This is a genomic window from Kitasatospora sp. NPDC093679 (assembly GCF_040683455.1).
GTDB lineage: Bacteria > Actinomycetota > Actinomycetes > Streptomycetales > Streptomycetaceae > Kitasatospora > Kitasatospora arboriphila.
Window position 1 is genome coordinate 162,852 of the sequence record NZ_JBFBDW010000005.1, and the last position, 17,061, is coordinate 179,912.

Genomic DNA, 17,061 nt, shown 5'->3' on the forward strand with positions numbered 1-17,061 from the left:
GGCGTCAGCGCTCCTGCGCGGGGGCGGTCGGGGCGGTGGGCGGGGCGGTCGCCGCGGCGGGCCGGCCGACGGGCTTGCCGGCGCGCAGCTTCCCGGCCCGCGGCCGGGGCAGCGTGCCGGAGGTGCTGCGGGAGAGCACGATCGCGCCGACCAGCGCCGCCAGCAGCAGCACCGACAGCGCCTCGAAGGGCAGCACCCAGTGGCGGAAGAGGTACTCGCCGGTGGCGCGGGTGGAGCCGCCGCCCGCGGTGAGGTCGATCCAGCTGGTGCGGAAGGCGTCGGCGACGAGGGTGACCAGGGTGCCGGCGGCGGCCAGCGCCACCAGCAGGGCCGCCCAGCGGTTGCCGGAGTCGGCGTCCGGCGAGCGGCCGATCGGCGCCCGGGTGAGCATCAGGCCGAACAGCACCAGCACGACCACCGAGCCGAGGTAGATCAGCACCTGCACCCAGGCGATGAACTCGGCGGTGAGCAGCAGGAACTCCACGGCGAGCCCGCCGAGCGCGACGACCAGCCAGAGCGCGGCGTGCACCAGCTGCTTGGTGGTCACCGAGACGACGGCGGCACCGAGCACGGCCAGGCCGACGAGCAGGAAGACGACCTCGGCCCCGGTCGGGGAGAGGAAGGACCGGGCGGCCGGCTCCAGCGAGCCGGTGGCGGCGAGCAGGGTGCTCATGCGTCCTCACCCTCCTGTGCGGCCGCGGCGGCCAGCTTCTCGGCCGCCTTGCGGGCGGTCGCGATCTCCTTGGGCTCCTCGGCGGCGGGGTCGAGGGCGGGCGGCGCGGGCACCGTCCACATCCACTCGCGCAGCCGCTCCCGTTCGTGGGTGAGCTCCAGGATGTCGGTCTCCGCGTACTCGAACTCCGGGGACCAGAACAGCGCGTCGAAGGGGCAGACCTCGATGCAGATGCCGCAGTACATGCAGAGCGAGAAGTCGATCGCGAAGCGGTCGAGCACGTTGCGGGTGCGGGCGCGGGCGTTCGGGTCGGCGGCGGGCAGCGTCTCCTTGTGGGAGTCGATGTAGATGCACCAGTCCGGGCACTCGCGCGCGCAGAGCATGCAGACCGTGCAGTTCTCCTCCAGCAGCGCGATGACGCCGCGGGAGCGCGGCGGCAGCACGGGCTGCACCTCGGGGTACTGCGCGGTGACGCTCTTGCGCGTCATGGTCCGCAGGGTGACGGCCAGGCCCTTGGCGAGGCCGGTGCCGGGGATGTTGAGAGCCATCAGGAGATCGCCACCTTGACGATGCCGGTGAGGGCCAGCTGGACGAGCGCGAGCGGGATCAGCACCGTCCACGCGAAGCGCATCAGCTGGTCCTCGCGCAGCCGCGGGTAGGTGACCCGGAGCCAGATCACCACGAAGGCCAGCGCGAAGGTCTTGAGCAGCGTCCACAGCCAGCCGAGCGAGTCCGGCAGCGGGCCGTGCCAGCCGCCGAGGAAGAGCACCGTGGTCAGGCCGGAGACCACCAGGATGCCCGCGTACTCGGAGAGCAGGAAGAGCGCGAACCGCAGGCCGGTGTACTCGGTGTAGGCGCCGAAGATGATCTCCGAGTCGGCGACCGGCATGTCGAACGGCGGCCGCTGGAGCTCGGCGAGGCCGGCGGTGAAGAAGACGAAGGCGCCGATCGCCTGCCACGGGATCCACCACCAGTGGAAGGCGTCCACGATCCCGGGCAGCGACACCGTGCCGGCGGCCATCGCCACCGAGGCGGCCGCGAGCAGCATCGGCAGCTCGTAGGACATCAGCTGGGCGGCCGTGCGCAGGCCGCCGAGCAGCGAGAACTTGTTGGCGGAGGCCCAGCCGGCCATCAGCGAGCCGAGCACGCCGATGCCCATCACGGCCAGCACGAAGAAGATGCCGGCGTCGATCGCCTGGCCGACGAAGCCGTTCGGGCCGACCGGGATCGCCAGCAGCACCAGCAGGTAGGGCAGCAGGGCGACGGCCGGGGCGATCCGGAAGACCCGCCGGTCGGCACCGGCCGGGACGACGTCCTCCTTCTGCGCGAACTTGACGCCGTCGGCGACGAGCTGGGCCCAACCGTGGAAGCCGCCGGCGTACATCGGACCGAGGCGGCCCTGCATGTGCGCCATGACCTTGTGCTCGGTCTGGCCGATCACCAGCGGCAGCACCAGGAAGACCACCAGGGTGGCGACGCAGCGCAGCAGCGTGTCGAGGAGGTTCACGCGCCGTCTCCGTCCTGGCCGGGGGTCTGCGGGGTGTCGGGGTCCTGCGGGGCCTCGGGCCCGGCGGGCTCGGGCTCCACGGGCCCGGAGGGCTTCGCGGGCTCGGGCTTCGCGGGCTCGGGCTTCGCGGGCTCGGGCTTCGCGGGCTCGGGCTTCGCGGGCTCCGCCGGGGGTTCGTCGTGGGCCGGGACGGGTGCGTGCCAGGGTGCGTCCGAGGACTGCGTCCGGGCGGTCCGGCGCGGCCGCTCCTCGGCGGGGGCCGCGGGTGCGGCGGGTGCCTCGGCCCGGGTCGCGGGTGCCTCGGGTGCGGTCTGGCTGACCGAGCCCTCGCTGATCGAGCGGGTCCGCCGCGGCCGGTCGGCCCGGACGGGCGCGCCCTCGGCCCCGGCGGCGGCCGCCCGGGGACCGGCTCCGGCGGCGCGGGGGGCGGCGCCGGCCGCGCGCGGGGTGCGGGCGGCCCGGGCCGGGCGCTCGGCCACCGGCGGCAGGGTGCCCTTGAGCGGGCCCCACTCGTTGGGGTCGGGCACGCCGGGGGGCTGCATCTTGCGGCGGGCGGGGCCGTCGCCGTGGTCGGACTCGCCGGGCTCCTTCGCGCCGGGCCAGGCCTTGGCGACCCGGGCGGCGAGCACGAAGTCCTTGCGCAGCGGGTGGCCCTCGAAGCCGTCCGGCAGGAGCAGGGTGACCAGGTGCGGGTGGTCGGCGAAGTCGATGCCGAACATCTCGTGGGTCTCCCGCTCGTGCCAGGCCGCGCCGGCGTACACGCCGACGGCGGTGGGCAGGGCGGCCTTCTCGCGCGGCACCCGGGTGCGCACCAGCAGGTGGCGGACGGCGCCGGGGGTGGCGACGTCGGCGAGGTGGGCGGAGACGGAGAAGCCCTCGGCGAGCTCGTCGACGGCGCTCAGCCAGTCGAAGTAGCTGAGTCCGAGGCCGTCGCGGGCGGCGGTCAGCGCCTCGATCCAGTGCTCGGCCGGGACGTCGACGGTCAGCAGGCCGTACGCCTCGGTGGCGCTCGCCCAGGGGCCGATCCCGGCGGCCGTCCGCTCGGCCGGGGTCGGCTCGGGGGCGGGCTGCTCGGCGACCGGCTGCTCGGCCGCGGGCTGCCCGGCGGGGGCGTCCGCGGCAGCGGCGGGCTCGGCGCCCGGCACCGGCTCGGCCCCGGGCTGCTCGGGGGTGGTCACTGCGCGCCCTCCGGTCCGGCGACCAGCCCGCGGCGGAGCGCGGAGGCGGGCGCGGTGTAGCGCTGCGGCAGCGACTCGGCGGCGATCTTCTCCTGGAGCTTGAGGATGCCCTGGAGCAGCGCCTCGGGCCGCGGCGGGCAGCCCGGCACGTAGACGTCGACCGGGACGATCTGGTCGACGCCCTTGGTGACGGAGTACGAGTCCCAGTAGGGGCCGCCGGAGTTGGAGCAGGCGCCGAAGGAGATCACGTACTTGGGCTCGGGCATCTGCTCGTAGAGCCGCTTGACGGCCGGGGCCATCTTGTCGGTGACCGTGCCGGAGACGATCATCAGGTCGGCCTGGCGGGGGCCGGGCGCGAACGGGATGACTCCCATCCGGATGAAGTCGTGCTTGGCCATCGACGCGGCGATGAACTCGATCGCGCAGCAGGCGAGGCCGAAGTTGAAGCACCAGAGGCTGTAGCGGCGGCCCCAGTTGAGGACCACCTTGACCGGGTCCGGCGCGAGCCGGGCCAGCGGGCCGAGCCGGCGCGGCTCGACGGCGCCCGGGTGGGCCGGGTCGGGGATGCCGAGCGGCACGGGGCCGTCGCCGCCGTGCGCGTGGGCGTGGGTCACGTCCATTCCAGAACGCCCTTCCTCCAGGCGTAGAGCAGTCCGACCGCGAGGAAGCCGATGAAGACGAACATCTCCACCAGCGTCGCCGCCCCGTACCCCGCGGCGGCGAAGACCGTCGCCCACGGGAAGAGGTAGATCGCGTCGACCGCGAAGATCACGTAAAGGAAGGCGTAGACGTAGTACCGGATGTGGGTCTGCGCCCACCCCTCGCCGACCGGGTCCACTCCGCACTCGTACGCCAGCAGCTTCTCCGGCGAGTACACGACGGGGCGCAGCAGGCGGTTGGCGGTGAACGACACCGCGACGAACAGCACGCCGACGACGGCGAGCAAGCCCACCGCCGCGTACGCGTCGAAGTAGCCACTGCCCGCGGCAGGGCCGGCAGCAGCCAGCTGCCCCTCCATGCGTTCGCCTCCACATCGGCCGGGCCCGCCGCGCGGCGGGATCCGATCTCTTTACGCGCTCATAACCATTGCTCAGGCGTGAGTCTAAGTGCACCGCTCGTCTACTCCTGAACCCGCCCGATCCGCAAGACGCATGCTGGACACCCGCCCCGCCGGCACCACCCGGAGCGGGTGTCCCGGGGGTGGGGTTAACCCCCGGGCGGGGACGGCGTCCACCCCCATGGCGGCGGCCCGCGGCGACCCGCGATGCTGGTCGGGCAGCGGACGGCGGGGCGCCGAGGGGGCGCCCGGTCCGCCTGCGGTGACGGGGCGAGGTCCGTCGGGAGGGCGGTGCACGGATGAAGGACCAGGTCGGCCAGGAGGAGGCGGCGGCCCGGCCCTCGCTGTACGGGCGGCCACTGTGGCTGCAGGTGCAGCACATGCTGCTGAACCTGCCGCTCGGCATCGCCGGCTTCGTCTTCACGGTGGTGACGCTGTGCGTGGGCCTGGGCCTGGCGGTGACGGTGCTCGGCCTGCCGCTGCTGGCCGCGGGCCTGGCCGGCAGCCGGTGGCTGGGGGCGCTGGCCCGGCGGCGGGCCCGGGCCGCGCTGGGCTCGGACGTGCCGGAGGCCGCCCCGCTGGCGCCGGTCCGGCCGGGGCCGGCGGGCTGGGTGATCGCCTGCCTGACGGACGGGCTGAGCTGGCGCTCGGTGCTGTACGGGGTGCTGCTGCTGCCGTGGGGGATCATCGGCTTCGCCGTGACGCTGGTGCTCGTCCTGGTCGGCTGGCCGGTGCTGCCGTGGGCGATGCGGGGGCTGGCGGCGGTCGAGCGGATGCTGGTCGGGTTGCTGCTGTGCCCGAGCGCGCTGACCGAGCGGGTGCGGGAGCTGGAGGAGGACCGCGGTGCGGTGGTCGACACCGCGGCGGCGGACCTGCGCCGGATCGAGCGGGACCTGCACGACGGCGCCCAGGCCCGGCTGGTGGCGCTGGCGATGGACCTCGGCCTGGCCAAGGAGCGGCTCTCCGAGAGCACGACGCCCGAGGAGGTCGCGGGGGCCGCGCGGATGGTGGACGCGGCGCACGGCGAGGTGAAGCTGGCCCTGCGGGAGCTGCGCGACCTCGCCCGGGGCATCCACCCGGCGGTGCTCACCGACCGCGGGCTGGACGCGGCGCTCTCGGCGGTCGCGGCCCGCTGCACGGTGCCCGGCGGGGTGAAGGTGCACGTCGACCTGAAGGGGGCCGAGCGGCCGGACCCGGCGGTCGAGGGGATCGCCTACTTCACGGTCAGCGAACTGCTCACCAACGTCTCCAAGCACGCCGGGGCGCGGACGGCGACGGTGGACGTCTGGCGGTCCGACGACCGGCTGATGCTGGTGGTGCAGGACGACGGCCGGGGCGGGGCCGACCCGCGCACGGGCAGCGGCCTGGCGGGGCTGGCCGAGCGGGTGGGCGCGGTGGACGGGGTGTTCCTGGTGGAGAGCCCGGCCGGCGGCCCGACCTCGGTGACGATCGAGCTGCCCTGGCGGACGCGGGCCGCCCGGGTCTGACCGACCCTACGGCGTGTCCTCAAGGGCGATCGGGCACACAGGGGGCGCGGGGAACTGCGCGACTCGGATGTGGACCGCCGTACAAATCCGGGCTCGGCCCATGTCGCTACGGTGCCCGCCCCCGGACTGCGCAGCACTCCCCCGGCCTTCGGCCGGGAGGTGCCCCACGCGCCCCTGAATCAACCACCCGACCGCCCTTTGCCGACATGCCCGAGCGCCGAGCAGCCGATCGCCGGAGGGCCGGGCGTTGGAGGGCCCGGCGGCCGCCACCCTTGCGCGGTGCGGTCGCCGGGCCCGGCCCCGGTGGCGGGGGTCAGCCGCCGGTCGGCACCCGGAGCCTCGGCCCGGTGGGGCGCGGGCCGGCCGGGGACGGTCGGGTGGGTTCCTTCTTCGGGTGCACCGGGGCTCCTCCCGAGGCTGTGCGCGGGCGCGACGGACGGGCTGACTTTGTCAGCATTTCAGCTGTATGTCCGAATCACCGCCGCGGCGCGCCCGAGCACGCCGCACCTGCCCGGCTCATGCCTCCAGCAGGGCGAACAGCTCCTCCCACCGGTCCAGCACCCGCTCCGGCGAGTACCGCACGATCTCCTCCCGGGCCCGCGCCCCCATGGTGTCGCGCAGCTCGTCGTCGTCCATCAGCCGGCCGAGCTGGCGGGCCAGCGCGGAGGTGTTGCCGACCGGGGCCAGCAGGCCGTCCTCGCCGTCCCGGACGATCTCGTGCACGCCCGGCGCGCAGTCGAAGGCCACGCAGGGCACGCCGCAGGCCATCGCCTCCATGAGCGAGATCGGGAAGCCCTCGCCGCGCGAGGAGAGCACGAAGATCCCGGCGCCGGCGAGCGCGCCGGGCACGTCGTCCGTCCGCCCGCAGAACTCGACCGAGTCGTCGAGGCCGAGGGCGGTGCACTGCGCGCGCAGCGCCTCCTCCTCCTCGCCGAGGCCGTAGACCTTCAGCCGCCAGCCCTCGCGGCCGCGGATCGCCTCGGCCCAGGTCTCCAGCAGCAGGTCGACGCCCTTCTCCTGGGCGAGCCGGCCGATCGAGACCACCGTGCGGGCGGCGGGGGCGGCCGTCTCCGGCACCGGGAAGGGCAGCGGGTTGGGGATGCCGCAGGTCGAGTTCATGCCCTGGCGGATCCAGGCGTCCGCGTCCTCGTCGGTGAGCACCACCAGGCGGTCGACGTCCGCGTAGTGGCGCTGCACCCGGCCGAACCGCGAGGAGGCCCGGCAGGTCTCGAAGGACTCGTGGCTCATGCCGACGACCTGGAGGCCCTTGAGGTCGGCGAGCGCCACCCACTCCATCGCCCAGACCTGGGTGACGATCACCACGGCGCCGGGCCGGGCGGCGCGGAACATCGCGCTCATCCGCTCGGCGGCCTCGCGCATCCCGGCCGCGCGGGCGGACTGCCGGCGGCGGGCCGCGACGTCCAGTCGTTGCCACGGGTAGGCGGGCGTCCAGGCGGCGGGCGGCTGGCCGTCGTACAGGGTGGTCATCCCGTACGGCAGGCCGTCGCCGAAGTCCTTGTGCAGCACGGCGGGGCAGATGCCGATCAGTTCGACCCGGTGGCCGCGGCCGGTCAGCAGCTCGGCCATCCGGTGCGACCAGCTGGCGACGCCGCCCAGTTCGTCGACGCTGTTGCTGACGATGAAGATGTCGCGGCTCACCGGCCGGCCTCCCGCTCCTGCTGGTCCTGCTGGTCCTGCTGGTCCTGCTCGTCGTGCCCGGGGCGTGCGGCCGCCGGGGCCGGCCCGAACATCAGGTCGGCGATCCGGGCCGCGGCGTCGCCCCGGTCGTACTCGCCGTAGGCGGCGGCGAACTCCCGCCGCCGGTCGGCGTACTCCTTGCCGGTGGCCTCCAGCTCGTCCAGGGCCGCGTACAGCTCGCCGGCGTCGCGCAGCACCGGGCCGGGCGCCTCGCGCAGCAGGTCGAAGTAGGTGCCGCGGACGTCCTCGGCGTACTCCTCCCAGTCGTGGGCGAAGAACAGCATCGGCCGGTCGAGCAGCGCGTAGTCGAACATCAGGGACGAGTAGTCGGTGATCAGCGCGTCGGAGAGCAGGTACAGCGGGGTGACGTCCTGGACCTCGGAGACGTCGATCACCCGGCCGCGGACGGACGGCGGCAGCACCACCCGGTTCAGGTAGTGGCAGCGCACCAGCAGGGTGATCCGGTCGCCGAACCGCTCGGCGAACTCCTCGACGTCGAAGGGCAGCTCGAAGGCGCGGACCCTGCCGCGGGCGTCCGCGCGGAAGGTCGGCGCGTACAGCACCACCGGCTTGGTGAGGTCGATGCCGAGCTCGCCGGCGAGCTGCCGGTCCTTGCCCGCGTCCTCGCGCAGCAGCACGTCGTTGCGCGGGTAGCCGACCCGCAGCAGCCGCTCCTCGCCGATCCGGTACGCCGGCGCGAGGGTGCGCACGTCGTGCTCGGAGCGGACGACGAAGTGGTCGAAGCGGTTCAGCCCGGCCAGGTACTCGGCCTGCTGGACGGGCGTCTGCCGCTTCAGCGAGGCCAGGTCGAAGCCCATCTTCTTGAGCGCCGAGCCGTGCCAGGTCTGGATGTAGGTGGTCTCCGGGCGCTTGCGCAGCCGGTACGGGTAGCCCTGGTTGTCCACCCAGAACTCGGCCTGCGCCAGCGCCCGCAGGTACTTCCAGGACCAGCGGCGCACCAGGGCGGCGCCGGACGGGAAGCCCTCGGTCGACTTCGCGTACGACCAGACCGGCTTCATCGGCGCACCGCGGCGCACCAGCTCCTCGTAGACCGCGCGCGGGCTGTCGCTGAACTGCCGGCCCTGCTGGCTCTCGAAGACCACCTGGCCCTTGACCACGGGCAGCCGCTGCAGCAGCCGGTGGTAGACCTTCAGCTTGGTGTCGCCGTTGTTCAGGGTGCGCTTGAGCTGCAGCGCGCCGCGGGCGGTGCGCCGGGCCCGGTCGGCGGCGGTGTTGGCGAGCGCCGAGGCCTCGCCGCGCAGGGCCCGCTCGACGAGGTCGGTGCCGCGCCGGGCGGCCGCGCCCTCCGCCGCGATCTCGAAGGCCAGGTGGCCTCGGGCGGTGGCGTGCGGGGCGAGCCGGTCGCCGGTGAGCCGGGTCAGCCGGGGCCGGACGGCGGGGGCTGCCGCCGAGGCGAGGTCGAGGTCGCCGACGGTGAGCCGGGTGGTGGTGCGCTCGCCGTTGGCGGTCAGCACGCAGCGGACGTCCCAGACGGCGTCCAGGATGCCGAGCGGGCGCAGCCGGCGGGCGAGGTCGGCGGTGGCGCGCCAGGCGATGCCGTCGCCGTCGTGCCGGACCTCGGCGACCGGGAAGGTGAACGACTTGAGGCCCTTGCGGCGCGGCGAGAACTCCAGCCGGGCGGCGAGCTTCGCGTCGGCGGGGATCCGGCCGAGCGGGTTGACGATCCGGCCGGCCAGCTCGACGCCCTGCGGCCCGGCCGCGTAGTGGGTGAGCCGGTTGCGCAGGAAGAGCTTGCGCAGCGGGGACGCGTGGTAGCCGTGCGCCGTGACGTCGAGCACCTTGCGGCCCTCGGGGTCGTCGAGGTGCTCGGCGCAGAAGTACACCCGGCCGTCCTGCTCGGTGAGCGGGGCGGCGAGCTTGTCCCGGTTGATCAGGGTGTCGACGGCGGGCAGCAGGTTGTCCCAGTCGTCCTGCCCGAGCAGGTAGGCGCAGATCCGCTGCGGGCTGCCGACCTCCTCGTACGCCTCCGGGGCGAGCCCGGCCAGGTAGCCGCGGGCGTGCTCGGCGAACTCCTTGCGGAAGTCCTCGGGCAGGAAGGGCAGGTCGCGCAGGTGCAGCACCAGGTCGTGCTTGAGGAACTTCACGTCCTTGCGGTACTTCAGCTCGACCATGCCGCGGTCGGCGAGCATCGCGTCGATCCGGCGGTGGATCTCCAGCCGGTCGGTGAAGTTGCGGATCTCGTGGCGGCGGTTGGAGAGCGAGCGCTCGCCCTTGGTCGGCGGGGCGACGTCCCACCAGTAGACCCGGTTGGGGATCAGGGTGATCCGCTCGGCGGCGAGGTACGCCTGCGAGGAGAAGAGCAGGTCCTCGTAGAGGATGCCGACCGGGAAGGTCAGCGCGTGCTCGGCGAGGAAGGTCCGGCGGTAGGCCTTGTTGGTGGAGAGGGTGTCCCAGACCAGCAGGTCGGGCAGCTCGGCGATCGACTCCAGGGTGCGGGTGCGCGAGTAGATCCACGGGTACCAGGCGTCGGTCTTGCCGTACCGGTTGCCGAGGAAGCGTCGCACGCTCAGGCCGGAGACCAGGTCGGCGTCGGTGCGGGAGCCCGCCTCGTACAGGTTGCGGGCGGCGTGCTCGGCGAGCTCGTCGTCGCTGTCCAGGAACATCACGTACTCGCCGCGGGCCTCGGCCACGCCGTGGTTGCGCGGGGCGCCGCAGCCGCCGCTGTTGGCGGGCAGTCGCAGGGCCCGCACCCGGCCCGGGTTCTCCTGCTCCAGCCGCCGGGCCACGGCGAAGCTGTCGTCGGTCGAGCAGTCGTCGACGATCAGCACCTCCAGGCCGCGCAGCGACTGTCCGAGGGCGGAGGCCACCGCCCGGGGCAGCCGGGCGGCGTCGTTGTAGACGATCACGATGACGCTGACCAGCGGCTGCGCCTGACTGGAGGGCATGGACGGGGGTCCTTGTCGTCGGGTGGTGCTTGAGGGTGCGTGCTGAGGGTCTCCGACGCTGCCGCGGCGGCTCTGCCGATTGAGCCACGGCATCATGGGAATGGGATGAATTCTCCCACCGCGCGGGGAGTGCCCCGTCCCGCGGGCGCCCCGACGGCCGTCGCACGCCCGGCCCGGGCGGGCCGTTCGCCCTCAGCCGAGGCGGGCCAGCACCCGGCGCAGCCGGGCCCGGACGACCTCCCAGCCGCCGCGCACCCCGTCGGCGACCCGCATCCCGAGCTCGCCGTTGGTCGTCCCGTACGCCTGGACGAGGGCGAGGCGCAGCAGCGGCCGGTACACGACGGCGTGCCGCTTGCCGAGGCCCGGGGCGCGGACGGCGGTGGCGGCGCGGTCGCCGTTCTCGAAGCCCAGCACGACCCGCAGCGACCAGGCGGTCATCTCGCCGACGTCGCGCAGTTCGAAGGCGTCCACGGTGGTCTCGGCCGTCCAGCCGCCGTCGGGGTGCGCGTCCAGCTCCAGGGCGCGGCCGACGGTGAGCGGCGGGCCGAGCCGGGTGCGCAGCTCCAGGCGGGCGTGGACCGGGCGGGCGGCGGAGGCCAGCCCGTACGGGTCGTGCAGCCGCAGCCGGACGCTGCAGACCGGGCCGAGCCGGACGGTGCCGTCGACGGCCAGCGGCAGCCCGGCCGGGGGCAGCTCGTCGAGGCCGGTGAGCGGCACTCCGTCGACCAGGACGGGGCGGCCGTCCTCGTCGGCGAGGTAGGGCGGGGCGAGCCGGGGCGGGGCGGCGGCGAGCTCGCAGGCGCGGGCCAGGTCGGTGCCCTCGACCGGTTCGGGGCGGGCCAGCAGCAGTTCGCTCAGCCAGCGGCCGGCCGGGGTGGCGCCGCGCAGCGGGGCGGGGCCGAAGCCGGACAGGTGGGTGCGGGCGATCCGCCACCAGGCGGCGCGGTAGGCGGCGGGCTTCTGCCGCAGTTCGCGGATGTACATCCGCAGGTCGTGGTCGATGAACTTGGTGCGGGCGGCGTCCGCGAGGTCCGGCTCGCCGGCCTCGGCGAGGATCCGCACCACGTCGGCGTGCGCGTCCACCCGGTCCTGCCAGTTGCGGACCTCGTCGCGGCGGAGCGAGATGGACTGGCGGCCGGCCTCCCGGCGGACGTGCCACAGGTAGACGGTGTCGCCGACGGCGACCAGCCGCGGCCGGGCCGCGTACAGCCGGGCGGTGAAGACGAAGTCCTCGTAGTGCACCGGGCCCTCGGCGAACCTCACCTGGTGCTTGTCGAGGAAGTCCCGCTGGTAGAGCTTGTTCACGCAGAGGGTGTCGCGGAGGAACTCGGGGCGCTCGCCGATGCCCTCGTAGCGGCGGGCCGGGGCGCCGGCCGCGGGGAAGAGGTCGCGCTGCCAGGGGGTGTCGGTGCCGGCGGGCAGCTCGCGGCGGACGCAGACCCCGGCGACCACCTCGGCCTGCTCGGCGACGGCGGTCCGCAGCAGCGTCCGGGCGGCGTCGGGGGCGAGCACGTCGTCGCTGTCGAGCAGCATGACGTACGGCGAGCGGGCCGCGGCGAGGCCCTGGTTGCGGGGGGTGCCGCAACCGCCGCTGTTCTCCGTGCGAGTGATCACTCTCACGCGGGGGTCGGCGGCGGCGAGCCTGGCCAGGCGTTCGGGTGTGGCGTCGGTGGAGGCGTCGTCGACGACGATCACCTCGGCCACGGAGTCCCCCTGGGCGAGCGCCGAGCGCACCGCAGCGGTGATGTGCGCGGCGTCGTCGAAGACGATCACCACGACGCTGACCTGGGGTGACGTGCTGGGCGCCGTGCCGGGAGTGCTGGCGGTCATCCCGCGACCTGCTCCTCCCGCTGACGATAACCGCCTGCGATCGTACCGGACCGTACTTATCGGGGTGTCGGACAACTCGACTCGAACACGCCCGGCCCGCACCGGCCGCCGGTCACCGGGGGTTTCGAACGGGTGCCGCATAGGATCTCGGGCATGACTTGGTTGATCACGGGCGGCGCCGGCTACATCGGCGGACATGTCGTGCGGCAGCTGGCGGAGGCCGGCGAGCGGGTGGTCGTCCTCGACGACCTCAGCTCCGGCTCGGCCGACCGGCTGCCCGCCGGGGTGCCGCTGGTGGTCGGTTCGACGCTCGACCGGGAGCTGCTGGACGCGGCCGTCCGCGAGCACGGCGTCACCGGGGTGCTGCACGTCGCGGCCAAGAAGCAGGTCGGCGAGTCGGTGGCGGAGCCGCTGCTCTACTACCGGGAGAACGTCGAGGGCCTGCGGACGGTGCTGGAGGCGGCCGTCGCGGGCGGCGTCCGCAAGGTGCTGTTCTCCTCCTCCGCCGCGGTCTACGGCATGCCGGACACCGACCTGGTGACGGAGTCCACCCCGTGCGAGCCGATCAACCCGTACGGCGAGACCAAGCTGATCGGCGAGTGGCTGCTGGCCGCGGCCGCGAAGGCGCACGGGCTGTCGGCGGTCTCGCTGCGGTACTTCAACGTGGCCGGCGCGGCCTCGCCGGAGCTGGCCGACGACGGGGTCACCAACCTGGTGCCGATGGTCTTCCAGCGGCTCACCGACGGCCTGCCGCCGCTGGTCTTCGGCGACGACTACCCGACCCCGGACGGCACCTGCATCCGCGACTACATCCACGTGGAGGACGTGGCGGCCGCGCACCTGGCCGCCGTCCGCCGGCTGGACGCGGCCGGGGAGCCGGTGAGCCTGACCCTGAACATCGGCCGCGGCGAGGGCGTCTCCGTCCTCGGCGTGCTGGACGCGATCGCCCGGATCACCGGCCTCGCGGTGGAGCCCGAGGTCACCCCGCGCCGCGCGGGCGACCCGGCCCGGGTGGTCGCCGCGGCCGACCTCATCCACAAGGAGCTGGACTGGTCGGCGCGGTACGGCGTCGACGACATGATCGAGTCCGCCTGGGCGGGCTGGCGGGCCCGCCACCCGGGGCTGTGACGGGCCGGCCCCGGGGCCTTTCCGCGTCCTACTGCGGCACCGCGGTGCCGTAGTAGGAGTCCAGCGCGTAGACGCAGCGGTCCTTGCTGCCCGCGAACACCCGTCCCGCGACGGCCACCGGCGAGCCGGTGAGCTCGCCCTTGGTGCCGAGCTCCCAGCGGAGCCGGCCGGTGGCGAGGTCCACGGTGTGCAGCGAGTGGTCCCGGCTGCCCAGGTGCACCAGGCCGTCGGCGACGGCCGGGGAGCCGACGATCTCGCCGCGGGCGGCGTACCGCCAGCGCTCCCGCCCGGTGGCGGTGTCGAAGGCGTGGAGGGTCTCCCCCGAGCCGAGCAGCACGGCGCCGTCGGCGACCACGGCGGGCTCGGCGCCCTGCCGGCTGCCCGTCCGCCCGCGCCAGCGCTCCCGCCCGGTGGCGAGGTCGACGGCGTAGAGCGTGCCGAGGTAGTCGGCGACGTACGCGGCGCCGGCGTCCAGCGCGGGCGGCGTGAACAGCACCACGGGCGCGTCGAAGCGCCAGCGCTCGGCGCCGGTGGCGGCGTCCAGGGCGTACACCCGGGGGCCGGACGTGACGTACAGCACACCGCCGCGCTCGACCGGGCGGGAGGGGACGTCCTCGCCGACCGGCACGGACCAGCGCAGCCCGCCGCCCCGCGGGTCGACGCAGCGCAGCCGCCCGCCGCCGTAGTAGTAGGCGCAGCCGCCGACCAGGGCGGGCCCGGACTGCGGGTTCTCGTAGTCCTGCTGGGCGTCGTCGGCGCGCCACAGCTCCGCGCCGTTGGCGGCCGAACGCAGTTGCACGCCGCCGCCCCTGATGCCGCAGCAGAGCACCCCGTCGGCGGCGTCCAGCGAGTAGACCCAGCCGTCGAGGGAGTTGCGCCAGCGCTCGGTGCCGTCGGCGACGTCCACGGTGTAGAGGTGCGGGCCGTCGGCGGCGTGCACCCGGCCGTCGGCGACCGCGAGCGCCCAGGCGACGTCGCGGGTCTTCCAGCGCCGCTCGCCGGAGGCGATGTCCAGGGCGTGCACCTCGAAGCTGGAGACGAAGAGCGTGCCGTCGGCGACCACCGGGGTGCCCCAGACGTCGTTGGACATCCGGAACCGCCAGGGCCGCCAGCGCGGCGCCGGGGCGGGCGCCGGGACGGGTGCGCGGCGGACCCAGTCGGTGGCCGCGGGCGCGGCCGGCGCGGCGGCCGACTGCCCGGCCACGGACTGGTCGGCGCGCGGGCCCGGCCCTATCCGGACGGGTCCGCCGGAGAGCCGGACCTCCTCCTGCCGGGCGGGCCGGCGGCCGGGCGCCATCCGCTCGGTGGCGGCCTCGCCGCCGAGCGAGCCGTTGCCCCGGCTGTCGGCCGGGGGCACGGACGGCTGCGGCGGCAGCACCGGCGGCACGGGCGGCGGGGCGACGGGGGGCGCGACCGGCGGGGCGAGCGAGCGGCGGCCGCGCTTCTGCTCGATCAGCTGCAGCGCGCTGGGCGGCAGCCAGTCGCCGGCGTCGCCGAGGGCGTCGTCCCGGGAGAACAGGTGCGGGGCGAGCTCGGCCTGGATCTGCGCGGGCGTCGGCCGGTGCTCCGGCGCGGGCCGCATGCAGGCCCGGACGAGGTCGGCCAGCTCGATCGGCAGCCCGGACAGGTCCGGCTGCTCGCGCAGCAGCTGGAACACCGTCTCGACCGGGTTGGCGCCGCGGTACGGGGGGTGGCCGGTGGCGCAGAAGACCAGCAGCGAGCCGAGCGAGAAGACGTCGCTGGCGCCGGTGACGCTGCGGCTGTCGCGGGCCTGCTCGGGCGACATGTACGCCGGGGTGCCGACCGCGACGTTGGTCATGGTGAGCCGGGTGTGCGAGACGCCGGCGGCGATGCCGAAGTCGATCACCCGCGGGCCGTCCTCGACCACCAGCACGTTGGACGGCTTGAGGTCGCGGTGGACGAGGCCGGCGGCGTGGATCGACTGGAGCGCCTCGGCGATGCCGGCGACCAGCCAGCGCACCGCGTCCACCGGCAGCGGACCGCAGTGGTTGACCAGGTCCTCCAGCGAGGGCGCCGGCACGTACGCGGTGGCGAGCCAGGGCACCCGGGCGTCGGCGTCGGCGTCGACCACGGCGGCGGTGTAGAAGCCGCCGACCGTCTTGGCGGCGGCGATCTCGCGGGCGAAGCGGACCCGGAACAGGTCGTCCTCGGCCAGCTCGGTGCGCACGGTCTTGATGGCGACCCTCCGGCCCGATGCGGAGCGCGCCAGGTAGACCAGCCCCATCCCGCCCGCGCCGAGCCGTCCCAGCACCTCGAAGGGCCCGATCCGCCTTGGATCGTGCGCCGTCAGCTGGTCCACTGAGCTGCCACCTCCCCGTTGTGCCGTCCCCCGTCCGGGGTGCGCACCCGATTCTCCAATGCCCACCCCCCGGGAGCCAATCTCCCCCGCCCGCGCCGCGCGGGGCAGGCCGTTCCGGACGGGCCGCGTCCGCTCCGGACGTGCGCCCGGCGCCGCCCCGGGCGGGCCCGGACACGCCCCGGACGCGACCGCGCACGGGTCGGCCGACCCCTCCGGCGGAGCCGGGTCCGACCGCCGTGGCGATCACTGCCTGTCATCCGACCACCCCTCAGCAGACCGGTCGTCACGCTGTGGGGTCATCAGTGCACGGGGGGGCTACAACAGGAGCGCTGAATATCCGTCCGGGCGCTCCAATACCGCCACGAGCGGCCTAATTGTCGCATCACCGAATCGCGCCAAGATCGTGCCACGGTAAGCTGACGGCATGACAGGACAAGTTCGCACCGTCGACGGTCGCGTCGCCGGGCGACGCGGACAGGAGACGCGGCAGAAGCTGCTCGACTGCCTCCGCGAGATGCTCAGCACGTCGCCTTACCGGGACGTCAAGGTCATCGACGTCGCCCGTATGGCGGGTACCTCCCCCGCGACCTTCTACCAGTACTTCCCGGATGTCGAGGGCGCTGTCCTCGAGATCGCAGAGGAAATGGCCGAGGACAGCGGCGGGCTCAAAGAGCTCGTCGAAGGAAAGTCCTGGGCGGGAAAGACCGGCGCCGCCACTTCGGAAGAACTGGTGGACGGTTTCCTCGCCTTCTGGCGCAAGAACGATGCCATTCTTCGAGTGGTCACTCTCGGTGCTGCCGAGGGGGACAAACGGTTCTTCAAGATCCGGATGAAGGTGCTCAACTCGGTGGTCGCCCCGCTCACCGAGGCCGTCCGGTCGAACCAGGGCAAGACCGACAAGACGATCGACCCGGCCGCCGTGGCGGGCTCGCTGGTCTCCCTGCTCGCCTCCGCGGCGGAGCACCAGAAGGCCTTCACCTCGTGGGGCGTGAAGGTGAAGGACCTCAAGCCCAACCTGGCCCTCCAGGTCTACCTGGGCGTCGCCGGCAAGAAGCCGCCCAAGTAGCCCGTTCCACCATCGTCCACCTCGCACGTTCGCCCCGGCCTCCTGTCCGGGGCGTGGCGGGCGGCGGCCGTGTCCTCGGGGGAGGTTCGCCGACGCACCGTGACGTGCCCGAGCAGCAGTGGGGGGGGCGGGTAGGGGGGGTTAGGGGCGCCCCCGGGGTAGGGGGGGGGGGGGGGCGGGGCCGGCGGGGGGGCGGGCGACCGCCCCCCGC

General features: G+C 74.6%; 13 protein-coding genes. 3 read left to right on the forward strand and 10 right to left on the reverse strand.

What is annotated here, in order from left to right; genetic code table 11:
- Nucleotides 1-4: 4 nt before the first annotated feature.
- From AB0O09_RS06790 to AB0O09_RS06815, 6 genes are all read right to left on the reverse strand, one after another.
- Nucleotides 5-673 (reverse strand): NADH-quinone oxidoreductase subunit J, encoded by a 669-nt coding sequence (locus tag AB0O09_RS06790; protein WP_363540511.1) that lies wholly within the window; start codon nt 671-673, stop codon nt 5-7.
- Nucleotides 670-1,221: an NADH-quinone oxidoreductase subunit I gene (locus tag AB0O09_RS06795; protein ID WP_363540512.1), complete on the reverse strand. Its 552-nt coding sequence runs from the start codon at nt 1,219-1,221 to the stop codon at nt 670-672. Before AB0O09_RS06795 ends, AB0O09_RS06790 begins: the two co-directional genes overlap by 4 nt.
- Nucleotides 1,221-2,180, reverse strand: coding sequence for an NADH-quinone oxidoreductase subunit NuoH (gene nuoH, locus AB0O09_RS06800; protein WP_363540513.1), 960 nt, complete (start codon nt 2,178-2,180; stop codon nt 1,221-1,223). Before nuoH ends, AB0O09_RS06795 begins: the two co-directional genes overlap by 1 nt.
- Nucleotides 2,177-3,205, reverse strand: a complete 1,029-nt coding sequence (locus tag AB0O09_RS06805; RefSeq protein ID WP_363540572.1) for an NADH-quinone oxidoreductase subunit C — start codon at nt 3,203-3,205, stop codon at nt 2,177-2,179. The genes nuoH and AB0O09_RS06805 overlap by 4 nt, the downstream gene beginning before the upstream one ends.
- 149 nt (nt 3,206-3,354) lie before the next feature.
- Nucleotides 3,355-3,978 (reverse strand): NADH-quinone oxidoreductase subunit B family protein, encoded by a 624-nt coding sequence (locus AB0O09_RS06810; protein WP_344621399.1) that lies wholly within the window; start codon nt 3,976-3,978, stop codon nt 3,355-3,357.
- Entirely contained in the window at nt 3,969-4,376 is a 408-nt protein-coding gene (locus AB0O09_RS06815) for an NADH-quinone oxidoreductase subunit A (protein ID WP_263104867.1), read from the reverse strand. The genes AB0O09_RS06810 and AB0O09_RS06815 overlap by 10 nt, the downstream gene beginning before the upstream one ends.
- A 338-nt stretch (nt 4,377-4,714) precedes the next feature.
- Between AB0O09_RS06815 and AB0O09_RS06820 the strand changes: the two genes are divergently transcribed.
- On the forward strand, nt 4,715-5,902 hold the full coding sequence (locus AB0O09_RS06820; RefSeq protein ID WP_363540514.1) for a sensor domain-containing protein: 1,188 nt from the start codon (nt 4,715-4,717) through the stop codon (nt 5,900-5,902).
- A 516-nt stretch (nt 5,903-6,418) separates the two neighbouring features.
- On the opposite strand, the gene AB0O09_RS06825 is transcribed toward AB0O09_RS06820, so the two are convergent.
- The 3 genes from AB0O09_RS06825 to AB0O09_RS06835 form a co-directional block, all read right to left on the reverse strand.
- Nucleotides 6,419-7,561 (reverse strand): glycosyltransferase, encoded by a 1,143-nt coding sequence (locus AB0O09_RS06825; protein WP_363540515.1) that lies wholly within the window; start codon nt 7,559-7,561, stop codon nt 6,419-6,421.
- A complete protein-coding gene (locus tag AB0O09_RS06830; protein WP_363540516.1) occupies nt 7,558-10,506 on the reverse strand; it encodes a bifunctional glycosyltransferase family 2 protein/CDP-glycerol:glycerophosphate glycerophosphotransferase in 2,949 nt (982 codons plus the stop codon). Before AB0O09_RS06830 ends, AB0O09_RS06825 begins: the two co-directional genes overlap by 4 nt.
- Nucleotides 10,507-10,698: 192 nt before the next feature.
- Nucleotides 10,699-12,336 (reverse strand): glycosyltransferase family 2 protein, encoded by a 1,638-nt coding sequence (locus AB0O09_RS06835; protein ID WP_363540517.1) that lies wholly within the window; start codon nt 12,334-12,336, stop codon nt 10,699-10,701.
- A 153-nt stretch (nt 12,337-12,489) separates the two neighbouring features.
- On the opposite strand from AB0O09_RS06835, the gene galE reads away from it, so the two are divergent.
- Nucleotides 12,490-13,464, forward strand: a complete 975-nt coding sequence (gene galE, locus AB0O09_RS06840) for a UDP-glucose 4-epimerase GalE (RefSeq protein ID WP_363540518.1) — start codon at nt 12,490-12,492, stop codon at nt 13,462-13,464.
- A 28-nt stretch (nt 13,465-13,492) separates the two neighbouring features.
- Here galE and AB0O09_RS06845 read toward each other — a convergent pair whose 3' ends face one another.
- Nucleotides 13,493-15,784 (reverse strand): serine/threonine-protein kinase, encoded by a 2,292-nt coding sequence (locus AB0O09_RS06845; protein WP_363540519.1) that lies wholly within the window; start codon nt 15,782-15,784, stop codon nt 13,493-13,495.
- A gap of 424 nt (nt 15,785-16,208) precedes the next feature.
- Here AB0O09_RS06845 and AB0O09_RS06850 point away from each other — a divergent pair, with 424 nt between their 5' ends.
- On the forward strand, nt 16,209-16,850 hold the full coding sequence (locus AB0O09_RS06850; protein WP_344621391.1) for a TetR family transcriptional regulator: 642 nt from the start codon (nt 16,209-16,211) through the stop codon (nt 16,848-16,850).
- Nucleotides 16,851-17,061 lie beyond the last annotated feature (211 nt).